Origin of the sequence: Peptoniphilus indolicus, assembly GCF_900454665.1 — a bacterium.
GTDB classification, from domain to species: Bacteria; Bacillota; Clostridia; order Tissierellales; family Peptoniphilaceae; genus Peptoniphilus; species Peptoniphilus indolicus.
Genome location: NZ_UGTH01000001.1, coordinates 929,581 through 947,856, shown reverse-complemented (window position 1 = coordinate 947,856; position 18,276 = coordinate 929,581). Strand labels below are relative to the sequence as shown.

Here is an 18,276-nt window from a genome sequence, read left to right as displayed (position 1 = left end):
AATATTTTATAATTAACCTATTTTGAATGATTTTATTATAGATTTAAAAGATTTATTAATGATGAATAGGAGGTATAAAGATTGTTTGGTAAAAAATTAGATGTTTTGATGAAATTATTAAACGTTTCCAATGTAGAACTTGCAAAAGTTGTATATATAGATCCATCATATATTTCTAAATTTAGAAAAGGAGAAAGAAAATTACCAAGAAACAGTGAATTTTTATTTGATATATGCGATTATTTAGTATCTGTAGCTATAGAAAAGAATAGATTGAATTTAGTTAAAGAATTGCTAGCTTGTAAGGAAGAAAAAAATTTGGAAGAAATTTCTATGAATATGTATGAATGGCTAATATTAAAAAATTCAGTAGCAGAAATTATAAATAAATTAATAGGAGATATTTCTGAGGAGAATTTTAATACATACAAAATAGAAGAGCACAAGATATTAGATAAAAGTATAGAGAATGTAGAAACAAAATATTATTATGGTAGTCAAGGAAATAAAAATTGTATAGAGGATGTAATCAAGGCTGTGTTGAGTTCTAAAACGGATAGCAATGTATATTGGAATTTAGCGCAATCAGACAGTTCAAATTTTGAAATAGAAAATTATTATTTCAAATATAGTGAGTTAACTAGAGAATTAGTAAAAAATGGTAGAGATATAAAACTTATTTTTTCTGATAAAGATTACCATATACAATTAATAATTTTACTATATAATATGTTAACTTTATTTATGACAAGAAGTATTACTCCATATTTATGCAAAAATAAAAAAATTAATACTGTAAATACCATGGTTGTAGTTGATGGTGAAATGACAGCTTTAGAATTTTCTAATTATGATGATTTAGATAATAGAGTGAGTATATTAACTAATGAAAAGGGAATTATAGAATATAATAAAGGTTTATTGGATAATTATATAAGAGATAGCGTATTGCTTATAAATGTAGTGAATTATGAAGATTTTGAAAATTATGACAATATATATAGTAGTATTTACGATAATGAAGGAAGATATTTTTTGATAGAAGGTTATTTTTCGTTTTATACATTACCTGAGGAAACAGCATTAAAAATAGATAGAGAAAATCCAAATTTAAATTTTTGGAAGATATATGTAAAAGCTAGAAAAGGATTTATATTTATGCTGGAAAGCAAAGGTGGAATAGAGATATTTCAAATACAAAACGTACAAAAATACAATATCTTGTTTTCCGGTAGAGTAATAGAGTATACAAAAGAAGATTTTAAAAAACATATATTAGAAATAATAAGATTACTAAAAAAATATGATAACTATGAGTTATATGGATCTGAAAATTTAAGAGAAAATGTATCAATAACTATTAATGAAAATTGTGGATTGATTATTGAAAGTTATAATAGTTCAAACAAGCTTATACAAATTACAGATCATAATTTAAATAAACAATTTGTTAAATATACATTTAATAAAATCAAAAATGCTAGAATTAAAGGGAAAATAGAAGTAATAAATTATTTAGAATCACTAATAAAATGAAGAGAAAGAACTTATAATAGACTTTTATTTGAAGCTACTATAAGTTCTTTTTTGATGAGAAGTAGATAAAAATGACAAAAAATGGACAAAATTAAGAACATAGAAAAAAGTATACTATAATCATACGGTAAATATAAGTAAGGACAAAATATAGGATATTTTTAGAATGGATGAAACGATGAAAATAAAAAATAAAATAATATTTTTAAGTTTTTGTTTATTAATAATTTATTTAGGGATTTTTAAACATTTCTCATACTATAGAGTTTTTAATGATTCAATGCACCCGGCACTAAAGAAAGGTGAATATATAGTAGCAGTAAAATTAAATAAATATAAAAAAGGGGACATAGTGGTATTTAAAAGAGATAATAAAATTTTAGTTAAGAGGATAATTGCAGAAACAGGAGAATCCGTGGACATAGATAAAGATGGAAATGTTTTTGTAAATGGAGATTTTAAGAGAGAATCGTATGCCAATAAAAAAAGTCTGGAACCATACAATATAAAATTACCACATAAAATAACAAAAAATGAATTTTTTGTTATGGGAGATAATAGGGCGGAATCTTATGATTCAAGGATTAATGAAATTAAAGATATAAAAATTCAAGAAATATTGGGGAAAGTAGTATTTAATATAGAAGGGATATTATAAGTAAATTATGAAGAAAAAGCTGGAGAAAAAGTTTGTTTTAAAAAATATATTAAGTCATAGAGTTATTATGTTTTTATTGGTAATTACCATTCTTTTTACATCTAATAGTGGTCCGGTAATGGGTTCTGCAATAGATGATGAAACAAATATAAAGAGAACATATGAAAATTTGCCTACATCCGACATTTCAAATATGATGAATCAAACATTAAACAACAAGACGGAATTGGTTAATAGAGATAATAATGATGATGAAGTGGAGCTTAGAGAAGAAAAAGACAAGTTTTTAGAAGATAGAGAAGAATTAAAAGTATTAAAAAGCAGCATAGATAATGCAGATATTTTTGTAAGATATAAAACTAAAAAAACTGCAAATAATCCAGAATTAAGAGTGCATAAAATTGATGAGTTAGATAAATCTCAAATAGCTAGAACTTTTGAAATTCAAAATGCATATTCTGCAGAAAAAATAATAGATATACATGGATATAATCTTCAATTGTTAGATGATTTTGAAACTCAAGGTGATTTTTATGTTGATGTAGTATTAAAAGAAAATATAAAAAAAGCTGAGCAAAGCAAGTTTATATTAGTTGAGATGGTAGAAGAAGGAAGTTTTTATTTAGATGCATTAGATATAAATTTAAATATACAATTAAGGGATATCTCTAATGATGAAAGAACAAAAATAAATTATAACGAAGATGGTGTTTTATCAAGTGTTTCTTTTTTTACAAATAAACTTTCTAAATTTGCACTAATTGAAGTCGGCAGTCAAGATACTGTTGAAATGAGTGTAGATAAAGAGCTTAGAGCACTACCTATGATGGCGCAATATATCAGCAATGATTTTACACAATATGTAAGAAAAGTTGAAGTTTTAACAAGAAGAAATCAAGAATGGATTCCTACAGATCAAGTTTATGATAAAGAGCAAGTAAAAGTAAATATAGAATATGCTATACCTAGAGGGTTTGTTTCTTCTGAAAATTCAACGGTGACATATCAAGTTCCAAAATCTATAAAACTTGAGGGAACACTTGAAGGCACGGTAAAAACATTGAGCGGGGAAGATGCAGGTCGATACAATATATCTACTGATGGATTCATAAGTATAACATTTGATCAAGAGTTTTTAAATAAGAATAAAGATCATAATGGAATAGTAAACGGATTCGATGGAACAGTGCAATTTTTAGGAACAGTTTCAAAAAATTCTGTAGATAACAATGATAGAATTACTTTCCCGGGGAGTGGAACAACTGTTGAAATTTTAGTGCCAAAAGAGAGAAATACAGATATAAGCTCTAAGAAAAAAGGGGAGTTGAGTCCTGATAAAAGGAAAGTAACTTACACTGTAGATATAACTACGAAAAAAGGCACTGAAAAAGAAATTAGAGTTACAGACAGAATAGATTGGGTGGTACCAAGTAATTTGGACTATGAATTTGATTTAAGTACTTTGAGAGTTGAAAAGAACGGGAATACGACGATATATAGCGATGGGCATAGTTATAGCACTGAAATAAATCTTGTTAAACAAACTAATGGGTATGGAAAGACTATAGGATTTGATTTACAAAAGTTGCCAAAACTAGAAGCTAATGAAAGCTATAAGGTAACTTATGAAGTAAAAATTAACAGTACACCAAAAGATATCTCGGAAATTAGACTTAATAATACTGCTTGGACTATAAGTGGTCCGGATCAACATGGAACAGATGACGTTATAAAATGGAGTAAAAGTGTAAAAAAATCAGGTTACTTTAATCCTAATGGACAAGGATATGGAGAAGTGAATTGGACAATTACTGTCAACCCCGATAAAAAGGACTTGAGTAGTTGGAGAATAAGAGACCAAATAAATCATCAAATAAAAGACGGTTCTGTAAGACTTATAGATTTAGATTCGGGAGATATAATTCAACTGGAACAAAATGAGTTAATTAAATACAGTGATAGTAATTGGTTAATAGATTTTAGTTTTAATAACTATAAGATTAAAAATAGAAATTCTACATATAGACTGGAATATACGACATTAGTTTCACGAGGAGAAAGTTCCGTAACTAATAAAGTTGAAAAATATGGTAACGAATATGAAGAAGATACTACAACAATCAAAACAACTCAAGACTTTGCTCTGAATAAATTTGCAAAGGTAATAAACCTTGATGATAAAAAAAATAGAACTAAAAACAGATGGCAAGTAGGTGTGAATATTGGAACGAACAATTCAAATACATTCACATTCACAGATACATTTGAAAATCTAAAAAAATTACCAAATAAAGAAAGTTTGGGCAATGATAGTCACTATGCTTATGCAAGTGAGATTGATAAAGAGTTACAAAGTCAACTTTTCTTTAGAAGCTATGGTGGTGAGAGTTATAGGTATAGGGGGAATGATAAAGACCCTGAATATAGTGGAGAAGCTGAGAATAGAGCTGAGAATAGAACTGTAAAAAGTATAAAAGTAACCTACTATGACTCAAAAGGGAAAAACATACCGGAAACTGATACTACAAGAAAAGTAAAAAGCTTTAAAGTTGATATAAATTATGAGTCTAGCTTTAATCCGAAAGACTTTGCTATTGGAGAATATCACACATATTCAGATTTAAGTGAAATTTCTAACAATGAAAAAATTAAGATTATAAATAAGGCAACTGTTGCAGATAAAACAACTACAGCAGAAACAGAATATGAAAAGAGAGGAAAGATAGAAAAAGGAGTTCTAACAGGGATTGAGAACTATATTCCAATATACAAAAATGGTAAGTCAGCAGTAGATTACTCAAAGGATAAGGGGCAGATTGAGTATAGGATTATGCTCACAACATCAGAAGTAGATGGAAATCAAACTAAAAATGGAACACTAGTTATCAATGATACTCTTCCTGATGGAGCAGAGTATGTTGACGGTTCACTTGAAGCAGCATTTTTTAGAGCAGATAATTTAGCTTATCCCAAATATGACAGGTCAAATAGATATGGAACCAATTTTCAAGGGAATAGTAAGCCTACTATTACTATAAATCAAGAAGGAAATAAAAAAGTTGCTACGATTAAAATAGATAATTATATATACGATGACTATTTCCCTATAGTTCAAATTTTCTACAAACTTGATGTAAGTAAAGATGAATTTTGGAAAGACAACAAGAATGTAAATAAGACTTATATCAATGAAGTCTCTTGGAATTCAGAAAAAACATCAAATGAAGTAACAGTTGAGAAGAAGTTGGATAAACTCACTAAGAAAGGCTGGCAACTAGATGATAAAGGACAACCTATAAAAATTAATGATAGTAACAAACCTATTGGTAATCCAACAGGAAATGTAAAGTATAACTTAGTTATTAATCCAAAAGGAGAGGATTTAATCAAAAATGGAAATGAGGTTACTCTAGTTGATAAACTTAATTCCCAAGGTAAAATCCCTAGATTTGATATAGATAAAGCGAAACTATATGAATACGATGATTCTCAACCTGATAACAAAGGTAGGGAAATAGAAAAGGGCAGATATAAGATCACTTTTGATGAAAAAGAATTGAAACTAACGCTTATAATACCTGATGAACTGGCCTGTGTATTTGAGTATATATATGAATTTACTAATTTTGCAGACTCTCTCACTATAAAAAATGAGGCGGAATTGTCAGGGATTGCAAGTTCTAAGGATACTACAATTTTAAGAGATAATCAATCATCTGCAACAGTTACTGTAAAAGAAATAAAAATATATAAGGTAGATTCAAAAGATATAAAGAAATTCTTGCCGGGGACAAAATTTAAACTTGAAAAATTTGATTCTAGTAAATGGAATGATTTAAGTAATGCATGGCATATTGTCAAGTATAAGGACAGTGACGAAATTACAATTCCAGACTCGGGGTATATTAGCTGGTCTTTATCAGGTGCAAATCCGGGACTTGAAGCAGATGTACTCTATAGGTTAACAGAAATCGAAAGTCTCGATGGATATACAAAATTAACAGAACCTGTTTACTTTATTTGGATGAAAGCGGGAAGTGATGAGTATAGTTCGTACCATCGTTCAGACAACAGACCGGATTTATCAAAAGTAGATAAGGGGAAAATATCATTTTTGAAAAATTCCGGCGGGATAATGTATATAAAAAATGATTATACAAAAATAAGAGTTAACAAGTTTTGGCAGGATGATGATGGATTAGAATATGAAAATGAAAATATTCCAAATATAGAAGTTAGAGTAGATCTTTATAGAAAAACAGGAAAAGATGGGAATTTTGAAAAGCTTGAAAATCACTCCAAAACTTTGACAAAAGATAATAAGTATACAGAATCTTGGACAGGATTACCGGCAAGAGATGAGCAAGGGGCTGAATATTTCTATAAAGTAAAAGAAGTAGAAGTTAATGGATATGAAACATATTATTTTAATAACGACGGCATTCAATCGGGAGAGATAAATATATTTAATAAAAAAATAAAGAGTAGTGAAATTGAACTCCCCGCAACAGGGGGAATTGGCACAAATAGAATTTATGCTATGGGTACAGTTTTATTATTTTCTTCTTGCATATATATGTTATATCAAAGAAAGAGATATAAAATAAAAATACAATTAATGAAAGGACATAAGAAATGGGAAAATTAAAAAAATTAATGGGATTGATGTTAACTTTACTGATGATTATAAGTACAGTAAACCCTACTTTTGCACAGGGCACTAGTAGCTTAACGGTAGAAAATACAGGGAAGACACCTCATAAATTTGAACTCTATCAAATTTTTAAAGGTGAAGTTTCAAATGGCGAAAATGGAAAGTTAAAATTATCAAATATTGAGTGGGGAAATGGAGTAAAGGATACTAAAAATATTAGTTTTAGTGGGAAAAGTACCGCTTCTGAAATAGCGAATTCATTGACAGGAGATAATGTAGAGCAATTTGCAAAGGAAATTAGTACAAAGTTACAAAGTGAAGTAGAATCAGAATTAGTGCAACCAAATAATTCCCATAAATTTGATAATCTTGAAGCAGGATATTATTTAGTAAAAGACGTTGATGCCTCACAAGATGCTAAAGATAAAGAAAATGGAGCATATACACTTTACTTATTAAAAGTAGTAGGAACTGTAACAGCAAGAACAAAACTTGATGTGCCAACTGTTACAAAACATGTAAAAGATATTAACGATTCAGAAGATAAAGACTATAAAGATTGGGCAAAAACAGCTGACCATGATATTGGAGATAAAGTTCCATTTAAGTTAACTGGTACATTACCATCAAATTTTGATAAATATGAAACATACAAATATGTATTCCATGATGAAATGTCAACAGGATTAACATTTGACCAAGAATCTGTAAAAGTTTTGGTTGGTGACAAAGAAATAAAAACTGACTTTAAGGTTGCAACTACAACAAATGGATTTACAGTAACTTTTGATAACTTGAAAAATGTTTCAGGAGTAACTAAAGATAGCGTAATTACTGTAGAGTATACGGCTACATTAAATGAACGAGCAGTTATTGGCTCAAAAGGAAATCCTAATGAAGTCTATCTTGAATATTCAAACAATCCTAACAAAGGCGGAGACGGCACAGGGAAAACTCCAAAGGACAAAGTAATTGTATTTACTTATAAAGTAATTGTGAACAAAGTTCAACCGGGAGATACAGAGAATACAACAAAACCGTTAGCAGGAGCAGAATTTAAGCTGGAAAAGAAAATGGAAGATGGTAAATGGAAGGAAATCACAAGACTTACAAAAGAAGCAGATACAAAATTTACTTTTAAAGGTCTTGATGATGGACAATACAAATTGACTGAAACAAAAACTCCAGAAGGCTTTAATACAATTAAGCCAATAGAGTTTAATGTTGTTGCAAGTCATGATGATGATAGCTTAACACTGACTGATCTTAATGGTAAGCTAATTGAAGGAATTGTTAATTTGGTAATGGCAGCAAATAAAGAAGAAGGTTCTTTATCAACAGATATAGTTAACAAACAAGGCCCTGAACTTCCGGAAACTGGTGGTATGGGAACTAAAATTATCTATACCGTGGGAACAGCTTTGGTTTTAGGCGGAGTTATATACTTAGTAACAAAAAGAAAACTATCAATTAATAGATAATAAATAATTATTATAGAAGGAGGGAGAAATCCCTCCGTAATTTAAATTTTAAGGAAATGTTGTAAATGGGAATTAGAAAGTCAACAATTGTAGTATCTATAGTGATTTTAGCGGGTATAGTTTTATTACTGTATCCAACGGTTAGTAATTGGTGGAATGCCAAACACCAGTCAATAGCAATAGAAAGTTATGTATCTAAAGTAGAAAAATCAGATGAAACAGAGTATATAGATATTTTAAAAGAGGCTAGGAAATATAATGAAAGTTTAGTTGACAAGTCACTCGATAGATTGAGATTGAGTAAAAAAGAATTAGATAAATATAATTCTATGCTTAAAATAGAAGACTCTGAAATTATTTCTGTTATTAGTATTCCAAAAATTAATTTGAGACTTCCAATTTATCATGGAACGGATGAAGCTGTTTTACAAGTTGCTATTGGACATATCCCGGGAACATCTTTGCCTGTTGGAGGTAAGGATACGCATAGTGTTATTTCAGGCCATACGGGGCTTACTTCTGCTAAACTATTTACTGATATTGAAAAACTCTTAAATGGAGATACTTTTACACTAAATACTTTAAATGAAACTTTGATCTACGAAGTTGATCAAGTAAGAGTAGTACTGCCACAAGAAGTGGATGATTTAAATATTGACAAGGGGAAAGACTATGTTACTTTACAAACTTGTACTCCATATGGGGTGAATACTCATAGACTTTTGGTAAGAGGGAGTAGAATTAATACTGATTTATCAAATATAAAAGTTACAGCAGATGCTATAGAGCTTAACTCTATTGTTATAAATATAGTGTGTTTAATTATTTTGATACTAATTTTTTACATTGTTAAGTTTATTATGATTTTAGTTGAATTACTACTTTCTAAAAGATGATTTATAGATAAAGGATAAATATATGAATAAAAAATTAAAAAATATACTTAACTTTTTTTCTGCTTTCGTATTGCTCCAAATACTTATTATAAGCTTGTTTGTAGATAATGTTGAAGCAGGAAATTACAAATCTACTGTTAGTGTAAAATATAAATTGGAGAATACAGAGTTTAAATTATATAAGATTGCTGAAAAAAGTAAAGAAGGTAAGTATAATTTAGTAAATGAATTTATAAATTATAGGGTAGATTTATCTAATTATAGCTCTATGGATAAGGCAGCTGTAGCTAATACCTTAGAATCGTATATAAAAAGGGATGGATTAAAAGAGTTAAGAAAAGGTGTGACAGATAGCTTTAATAGTGTAAATTTTACAGCCTTAGATTCAGGCTTGTATTTAATAATGGGAGAAACAAAATTAAATAAAGATTATAGATATTACCCAACCCCTGTTTTATTTGAAGTTACTGAAAATAGTAATAGAGAAATTGTAATGGATTTAAAATATGAAAAAAATAAAATAGATAAAAAAATAAAATTAATTGTCTATAAAATTTGGGATGATGGGGATAGTATAGATAGACCTAATAGTATAGATGTTCAGCTACTGAGAAATGGACAAGTACTTGAAGAAGAAAAATTAAGTAAATATAACAACTGGTGTATAGAATGGAAGAATTTATCTCCGGATTTCACATATGATGTAATTGAAAAAGATGTACCTAAAAATTACTATGTTACAGTTAACAGAGATGGAGAAGTTATAAAAATTTGTAATACATTATCTAATATTGAAGGAGAGTATTTAACAAGAGAAGAAAATGAAAAAGAAGAAGAGCCATTTAAAATAATGGAAGAAAAAGTTCCTCAAACAGGACAACTATGGTATCCGGTGATTATTTTATTAATTTTAGCATCAGTATTTTTTATAATAGGAAAGATGTCTGATAAGAAAAATGAGAATAAATGAATTTAAAAATAAATATTTTGTAATAGGATATATTTTCTTTTTTTTAGCTGTATTATTAATTTTTTACAATATTTATGAGGATTATTCAGCAGGAGAAAAGTCAAGTGAAGTGATAAATGAAATAGAGAACAAAACTAATAGATATCTTGATGAGGCTGATGTGTATAGAAATTTAAATGGCATTCCAATGCCGACAGTAAAAATTGGAAAGTATAATTATATAGGGGAATTATCAATTGAGAAATTAAATACCAGATTACCTGTAATGGAAGAATGGGATTATGACAGATTAAAAATTTCTCCGTGCAGGTATAGTGGTTCAATATATGATAAAAATATGGTAATAGCCGGACATAATTACAAAAGTCATTTTGGAAAGTTATATACACTAAATAAAGGAGATCGGGTTGAGTTTTTGGATGTAAATAAAAATATTTTTAATTTTGAAGTTATTAACATTGAGAAATTAGATCCTACTAATATTGAATTGCTTATTAATAATGAAAATGCAGAATGGGATTTGACCATATTTACTTGTACCTTGTCAGGGAAAGAGAGAACTGTAATTAGATTAAAAGAAATTATTAATGGAGTATAAAGAATTACTAAAAATAATAATCAAAGGTAAAATGATAAGCTTTTTAAAGCTTATTATAGAATATAGACAAAGTCACTAGATAAATAAAACTCTAGTGATTTTTCTATTACTTAAGAATCAGTAAAAGAAGCCATTTAATAGTATAATATATAATATAAGTGGTGGGGAAATGCCAAATAAAAACAATAAAACAATTTAAAATGATATCAATTGAATAATCAGTACCATGGGATCATATACTAAACAATAGCAAAAAAAACTACTAGAAAATGGAATAATATAAGTATTAACATATACAATCTCAAAAGTAAAACAAAAATTAGAAAATCCGTTTACAAAAGAGAATTTGCACATGTCTAATATTGTAATTATTATGTCTGCCGGGGAAACTAAATATTAGACATATAGTATAACAGATAGAGAAGGTTACAATATATAAAGTTAATAACCAAAAATGTAAATTATATAGGTGCATAATAAGTAAAAATCACAAAAAAATAATCACAAGAAAGATATGGCAAGGATATGTAGATATAGCAGAAGACTATATACAGAATTAAGGGAAAAAGAATATAAACAAATAAAAGAAACTGGAGAAAGATAATTTGGAAATGCCAAAGGATTCCATGCTTTTAAGTACACAAACATAAAAGGTCTGAGAAATGGAATTAAAATCAACTCTTACATTTGCATGTATGAATATAAAAATTAGTATTATTTCAAGATAAAATGTATAAGAAAACAGGAACAAACAGTCCGGATATAATGCTATTCATTAAAAATTTAATAATATTAGAAAACTCAGGAGATTTTTTCTGGGGATGTATTCACTTTGCCCCTCGGTTTACCAAGGGCTTATTTTTAAGAATTAGAACTTTTAGATAGATTATTGCTTGAGCTGTATTGAATATATTATAAATTGCAGTTAAGTGCAATTGGATTAATTTAGTTAGTTTAATGTGTTTATATAATGACTGTATAAATTAGATTATACATATATTTCTTAGGTAGATTATTAAAAAATCTTCAAATAAACTTATAATAAAAGCAATCCTTTAATTAAAAAATAGTCAATAGAAATAAAGATTAAAATATAGAATAATAGAAAGTTAAAAATATGAGAGTAAATTATAAATAAACATATGAAGAAATAAATTTTAAAATTAAAAACAATAATAGGATAACGTTTAATAAATTTATTGACAAACTTCCGTTAAATATGGTATACCAAATACAAGGAGGTAAAGTTATATGAAATTAGCACTTATTCAAAACTCATTAACTCTGGGAAATGTGGATGAAAATTTTAAATTAATAAAGAGTGAACTTGAAAAAGCTATTAAAAAAACCCCAGATGTAATCGTTTTACCAGAAATGTGGAATACTTCTTTTTTTCCAAAAAATGTTCTAGATTTAGCGGATATTGACGGAAAAAGAACGCAAAAATTTTTAAGTGATTTTGCAATAATAAATAATGTGAATATTGTTGGAGGTAGTATTGCAAGAAAGAAAAATAATACTTTATATAATACATCTTATATTTTTGACAGAAAAGGGAATTTAGTAAATTCATATGATAAAGTTCATTTGTTTTCTCCATCAGGAGAGGATGAAGTTTTTCAATCCGGAGATAAATTATGCACATTTGAATTAGACGGGATAAAATGTGGGCTTTGTATTTGTTATGATATAAGGTTTGTAGAATGGACTAGGATGAATGCACTAGAGGATATACAAATATTATTTATACCGGCAGCCTGGCCACAAAAACGACAACTACATTGGGATACGTTAAATAGAGCTAGAGCTATAGAAAATCAAATGTATGTAGTTTGCGTAAATAGTACAGGAGACTTTGGGGGACATTCAGCGATAATAGATCCTTGGGGAGAATATGTAATAACTCCTGATACTAAAAATGAAATAAAAACTGGAGTAATTGATTTATCAATAATAGAAGATATAAGAAAAAATATAAATGTGTTTAGGGATAGGAAAAAAGAATTATATAAATTATAAGGAGGAATGTGATGCAGTTTTGCGTTGAAACAAAAAGTGGAGAGTATCCTATAGATATAAATCCAAGTAGGGTTTTTGTAATAGGTTATTCTGGAAGTAATATGGAAAAAATAATGGAACATATAAAAGAATTGGAAGAAAAATTGGGTGTTGAGCCACCGGCAAAAATTCCAACAATTTTTGAGGTATCAAAAGAAATTGTAACAAGTAATAGCGATTTATATTTTGTAGGAGAAAAAACATCTGGAGAATGTGAATATGTAATTCTAAAAAAAGATGGAAAGTTCTACATAGGTTTAGGAAGTGATCATACCGATAGAGATTTAGAGTCTGTATCTATAACAAAAGCTAAACAAGTTAGTTTAAAACCTATTGCAAAAAGAATTTGGGAGTATGATGAAATAAAAGATCATATTAAAGAGATAGAGTTAAATTCTAAATATGATGGAAAATATTATCAAAAAGGAACTTTGGCGGATATTTTATCATTAGAAGAAATTATAAAAGAATTAAGTGATAGAGTAGGCGAACTTCAAGATTGTATAATTTTTTCGGGAACTGTTCCATTGGTAGATGATTATGTATATGGAGAAAAGTTTTATTTAGAGTTAATTGATAATGTATTAGGTAGAAAAATTACAACTGAGTATTCTGTGAATATTATTCCAGAGGTAGCTAGATAAATTAGGAGGATATTTATGAAAAAAACGTTAATAGGAATTATTTTATTAGGACTATTGTTAATGACAGCTTGTGGTAGTAATGATAAGCAAAAAACGGAAACAAAGGCTTCTAATACTTCAACTACTGAGGTAAAAGGAGATAAGGTTGAAATTAAAATAGCTGTAACTGGAAATGAAGAACATCAATCTACAATTGCAGCAAACTTGTTTAAAGAAAAGTTAGAATCAAGTTCTGAAGATTTTATAGTTAACATTTATCCTAATTCTCAACTTGGGGGAGAAAGAGAAGCTGCAGAAGGTGTAAAATTAGGAACAATTCCTATGACAATAGTTACATCGGATGGAACACTTCCAGCATGGGTTCCAAAAATTCAAGTTTTAACAATACCCTATTTATTTGAAAATTCTGAACAAGCATATAAAGCTTTAGATGGAATAATCACAGAAAAATTAGATCCAGAGTTTGAAGCTGCTGGATTTAAACACTTAGCTTATGGAGAATTAGGTTTTAGACATTTTACAAATTCAAAATTAGAAATATCCAATCCTGAAGATTTAAAGGGTCTTTCTATTCGTGTGCAAGAAGCTCCAATTTGGTTTGAATTGATGAAATCATTAAATGCATCAGCTGTTCCAGTAGCATTTAATGAACTATATACAGCATTACAACAAGGGATGGTAGATGGACAAGAAAATCCTGTTGCTTCAATTGCCACAATGAAGTTTAATGAGGTACAAAAATATCTTTCACTAGATGGTCATACTTATGGTGCTATAAGCTATGTAATGAATAAAGATTTTTTTGATAAATTAACTCCAGAACAACAAGAAAATATCAAAACCGCTGCTAAAGAATCTGCTATTGAACAAAGAAAAATAGTTGCTGATAATGAAGCTAAGTATTTAGACGATTTAAAATCAACAGGTATGATAGTCACTGAAGTAAATAAAGATGCATTTAAGGAAGTTACAAAAGACATCTATGAACAAGATGAAGTAGCAAAAATGGTAGATCCAAAATTTGTTGATGAAGTTCGAGATTTTATAAAATAAGAGGGAAATATGAAAATTTTAGACAAGATAATACAATTGATAATGATAGTGAGCACAATAGTGCTCTCTATTACAACATTTTATCAAGTTATTATGAGGTTTATACTTAAATTACCTGTTCCATGGGGACAAGATGTAATTAGATTAAGTTTTATTTGGCTATGTTTAACAGGTGGAGCATATTGTTTAAAAACTGGAGATCATTTAAATATAGATTTAATATTTAGCTTTATATCTGAAAAGAAGCAAAAGATATTATATATATTAATAAATTTAGTTTTAATGATATTTTTTATTTTCTTAATCGTTTATGGAGTTCAATTTACACTAACAGGCACCACACAAAAAGCTCCATATACTAATTGGCCTATGTATATATATTATACAGCAATACAATTTAATGCTATATATTTAATAATGTATAACATACAGAATATATTTAAATTATTAAAAGATTTAAAAGAGGAGGACAATAAATGATTATAGTTATATTATTTTTATCATTTTTAATTGGGATCCCAATATCATTTGCTTTAGGAATTGTATCACTTGGACAAATAATAAGTGATGGGTATCCATTAGTTGTGGTTGTGCAAAGAATGTTTACTGGAATGGACAGTATTGCACTCACTGCTATACCTCTTTTCATACTTTCAGGAGGATTAATGTTTAAGGGAGGAATGAGCAATAGACTTGTAAACTTTGCTGATTTATTGTTAGGACATCATCCTAGTGGACTAGCAATGGTAAGTATTTTAGCCTGCATGTTTTTTGCGGCAATAACAGGCTCAGCTATTGCTGCAACTGCAGCTATAGGGGGTATTATGACACCAATAATGGTAGAGAAAGGATATGATAGGGAGTTTTGTGCTCCGTTATTAGCGACAGGAGGCTCAATAGGCCCCATTATTCCACCGAGTATACCATTACTAATATATGGGGTAATGGCTAATGTCAGTGTTGCGAAACTATTTATAGGAGGATTTATTCCAGGAATAATAATGGGAGTTGCACTTATAGCATATTCTTACTATATAGGGAAAAAAAGAAATTACATAGGCAGAGATAAAAAGGCTAGTTTTAGTGAAATTATTGGGGCAGGAAAGGATGCAATATTAGCATTAATGATGCCTATAATTATTATAGGTGGAATTATGAGTGGAGTATTTAGTCCTACAGAATCTGCAACAGTTGCAACATTTTATGCATTAATAACAGGAATGTTTGTTTATAAAGAATTAAAGATAAAAGATTTACCGCAAATATTACTGGATGCAGCTAAATCTACAGGACAAGTATTAATAGTAATAGCTTTTGCTTCACTATTTACTTGGGTTATTACGGTGAATAACATTCCTCAAACAGTAGGTGCATTTTTATCTGCTAATGTATCATCTAAAATAGTATTATTACTAATAGTAAATATAATATTATTAATAGCAGGAACCTTTATTGATACAACTTCTGCTGTAGTAATATTTACACCTTTATTTTTACCATTAGCTCAAATGTTTGGAATTAATTTAGTCCATTTTGGCTTAATAATGGCTGTTAATTTAACTATAGGAATGTGTACACCACCTTTAGGGGTATGTTTATTTGTAGCTGGATCAATAGCTAAAGTTTCTTTAAAAGACCAATTTAAAGATTTATTACCTATGTTATGTGTACTTTTAGTAGTCTTATTATTGATAACATATATACCAGATTTAGTTTTAATACTACCTAATATTTTAGTAAAATAAAATGAGAGCTGCTGAAAAATGTTCAAATAAAAACGGTTAACTTGTAATGAGAAAGCCGTTTTTTTGAAATGTTTGATCAGTGCATTAATTAATCATAAAAAGCTTGTACTAAATATTTTAATGTTAAAAGTAAAAATGAATTTTAATACAGAACTTTATGTAGCATTACAATAGATGCGAGACTAAATAAAAGAAAAATAGAGAGAGTACCTATATAATTAAATTAACTAAAATTAAAAAAAGAAAGTACGCTCCATAGGAATACAATTATACAAAAAAATAAAGATATTTACCGCATATTTTAGATACAAGATATCATGTTGTTAAATCTTATATGAGAGGGTATTCTCTATCCTTTATATTAAGAATATATAAACTTTCTAAATCATCTTTAATGAGATGGAATAAAAATTTTGATGGGACAAAAGAATCTCTTAAAGATGAGTACCGTAGACATTTAGAGGTATAAGAGCAGTAATTTGTGATATATTTAATTAATTGCGCCAGATATAAATTTGAATTAATTACATAGGAAACTATTAAAAAATCAAACAGACCCTATTAAGTACAAAAAGTTGCTTAGATAAAAACGTTAATATGTCTAAGGTGTTTTTTGGATATTCTTTTTAAGATATAAATCTATATATCAAAAATAATGACAAAAATATCATATTAGAAGCCAGTTATCATCTTAAAACAATTTTTAATCATTCTCTGGCACTATCTTTTTTTTTGTTAAATTTTCTTTAATGTTTAAACGTTGTAGTAGAGCAGATGTAGTTTGAGACATGTGATATTCCATAGCCTCATTAATTTTATCTAAATTTTTAGTCTTCAGAGCAGATACAATTTTTCTATGTTCAGTAATAGTTTGTGAATCTCTTCCAGGTAAATACATTGCCATGAGTCCAAAATATCTGACAATATCGCTAATATTATTTAATACAGATAGCAAGATTGTATTACCACTTTTTTCATAAATAAAAGTATGAAAAATTCTATCTATACTAAATGATTTACTATAGTCTTTAGTATATTCTTGTTCATCAACTAATGTTTCTAAATAAAGGATATCCTCATCTGTAATATTTTTACTTGCATCAACAATTGCTATAAGTTCTAATGCAGTTCTTACTTTTTGAGCTTCTAGAATTTCATTTAAATTAAATTGTTTAACAACGTTTTTTTTATAAGGTTCGTTTATAATCCAACCCTCAATAGATAATTTTTGTAACGCTGCACGAATTGGAGTCCTACTAACTCCGAAGTCTTCCGATAAAGTTCTTTCATTTAAAGACATACCAGGTGTATAAAAACCATTTAAAATACGTTCTTTAATTTCATCATAAGCGGCATCACTAAATGATTTTATGTTTAACATATTTAATCTCCTATCAATATATTATATCATAAAAATCAAACTAAATATTAGTTAAATTTAATATAAGAAACAAAAGACCAGCTATTAAATGGCAATAGATATCTTTAGTGTATCGCATGTAGATACAATGTGTAAAAAGAGGAAGCTATCTGCACTCTTAATATCTGTAAATCACAAGTAGATGTAAGAATTTAGCATTAGCGTTGTATCCTTCTACTTGCAAATAAATAATAAACCAAAAACTAAAATATGTAAACAATAACATGGAAAACAGACCTATCAAAATAGGTCAAAAAATAATTAAATAAAGTGAAAATTAAATATGTGGGATATAAGCTTTGTTGTCTCTTAAAACAGCAAAAATTATGTTGATTAATTTTCTGGCAACAGCACCGACAGCGGTGTTTTGAAACTCACCTCTACTTTTTAGATCTTGGTAATAAACAGAAAGAGACAGATCATTAAAAGGAGCAACCGTTTCTGTAGACTAAACAGCACGTCTAAGATAATGAGATCCTTTTTTAAATATTTTGGACTTAGTTCCAATAAATTCACCTGTTTGTTTTTTATTTAATTTTAAAAATTATACCGTTTATGAGGGG

The 18,276-nt window shown here is 28.2% G+C and carries 13 protein-coding genes and 1 pseudogene; 13 read left to right on the top strand and 1 reads right to left on the bottom strand.

From position 1 onward, the window contains the following. Window positions 1–81 precede the first annotated feature (81 nt). From DYE58_RS04520 to DYE58_RS11325, 13 genes and pseudogenes are all read left to right on the top strand, one after another. Window positions 82–1,536, top strand: coding sequence for a hypothetical protein (locus DYE58_RS04520; protein WP_115312063.1), 1,455 nt, complete (start codon window positions 82–84; stop codon window positions 1,534–1,536). Window positions 1,537–1,714: 178 nt separating this feature from the next. Continuing rightward, window positions 1,715–2,194, top strand: a complete 480-nt coding sequence (lepB, locus tag DYE58_RS04515; protein WP_050794616.1) for a signal peptidase I — start codon at window positions 1,715–1,717, stop codon at window positions 2,192–2,194. 7 nt (window positions 2,195–2,201) lie between these two features. Beyond that, entirely contained in the window at window positions 2,202–6,842 is a 4,641-nt protein-coding gene (locus tag DYE58_RS04510; RefSeq protein ID WP_115312062.1) for a Cna B-type domain-containing protein, read from the top strand. After that, window positions 6,830–8,329 (top strand): isopeptide-forming domain-containing fimbrial protein, encoded by a 1,500-nt coding sequence (locus tag DYE58_RS04505; RefSeq protein WP_004820465.1) that lies wholly within the window; start codon window positions 6,830–6,832, stop codon window positions 8,327–8,329. The genes DYE58_RS04510 and DYE58_RS04505 overlap by 13 nt, the downstream gene beginning before the upstream one ends. A gap of 65 nt (window positions 8,330–8,394) precedes the next feature. After that, window positions 8,395–9,225, top strand: coding sequence for a class C sortase (locus DYE58_RS04500; protein WP_115312061.1), 831 nt, complete (start codon window positions 8,395–8,397; stop codon window positions 9,223–9,225). 22 nt (window positions 9,226–9,247) lie between these two features. Then, window positions 9,248–10,195, top strand: coding sequence for a Cna B-type domain-containing protein (locus DYE58_RS04495; RefSeq protein WP_115312060.1), 948 nt, complete (start codon window positions 9,248–9,250; stop codon window positions 10,193–10,195). Next, window positions 10,182–10,793, top strand: a complete 612-nt coding sequence (locus tag DYE58_RS04490; protein WP_115312059.1) for a sortase — start codon at window positions 10,182–10,184, stop codon at window positions 10,791–10,793. The genes DYE58_RS04495 and DYE58_RS04490 overlap by 14 nt, the downstream gene beginning before the upstream one ends. Before the next feature lie 1,251 nt (window positions 10,794–12,044). Next, the gene (locus DYE58_RS04485) at window positions 12,045–12,812 is read left to right on the top strand and encodes a carbon-nitrogen family hydrolase (protein ID WP_004820468.1); all 768 of its coding nucleotides are present in this window, start codon (window positions 12,045–12,047) and stop codon (window positions 12,810–12,812) included. 11 nt (window positions 12,813–12,823) lie between these two features. Beyond that, window positions 12,824–13,495, top strand: a complete 672-nt coding sequence (locus DYE58_RS04480; RefSeq protein WP_004820471.1) for a DUF2848 family protein — start codon at window positions 12,824–12,826, stop codon at window positions 13,493–13,495. 15 nt (window positions 13,496–13,510) lie between these two features. Continuing rightward, window positions 13,511–14,548, top strand: a complete 1,038-nt coding sequence (locus tag DYE58_RS04475; RefSeq protein ID WP_004820473.1) for a DctP family TRAP transporter solute-binding subunit — start codon at window positions 13,511–13,513, stop codon at window positions 14,546–14,548. 9 nt (window positions 14,549–14,557) lie between these two features. Beyond that, window positions 14,558–15,028, top strand: coding sequence for a TRAP transporter small permease (locus tag DYE58_RS04470; protein WP_004820475.1), 471 nt, complete (start codon window positions 14,558–14,560; stop codon window positions 15,026–15,028). Then, complete coding sequence (locus DYE58_RS04465) at window positions 15,025–16,293, top strand: TRAP transporter large permease (protein WP_004820477.1); 1,269 nt, start codon at window positions 15,025–15,027, stop codon at window positions 16,291–16,293. The genes DYE58_RS04470 and DYE58_RS04465 overlap by 4 nt, the downstream gene beginning before the upstream one ends. Window positions 16,294–16,591: 298 nt before the next feature. Beyond that, a pseudogene (locus tag DYE58_RS11325) lies at window positions 16,592–16,753 on the top strand (LysM peptidoglycan-binding domain-containing protein); the annotation flags it as partial. 243 nt (window positions 16,754–16,996) lie between these two features. Here DYE58_RS11325 and DYE58_RS04460 read toward each other — a convergent pair. Next, the gene (locus tag DYE58_RS04460; RefSeq protein WP_115312058.1) at window positions 16,997–17,674 is read right to left on the bottom strand and encodes a GntR family transcriptional regulator; all 678 of its coding nucleotides are present in this window, start codon (window positions 17,672–17,674) and stop codon (window positions 16,997–16,999) included. Between the last annotated feature and the right edge of the window lie 602 nt (window positions 17,675–18,276).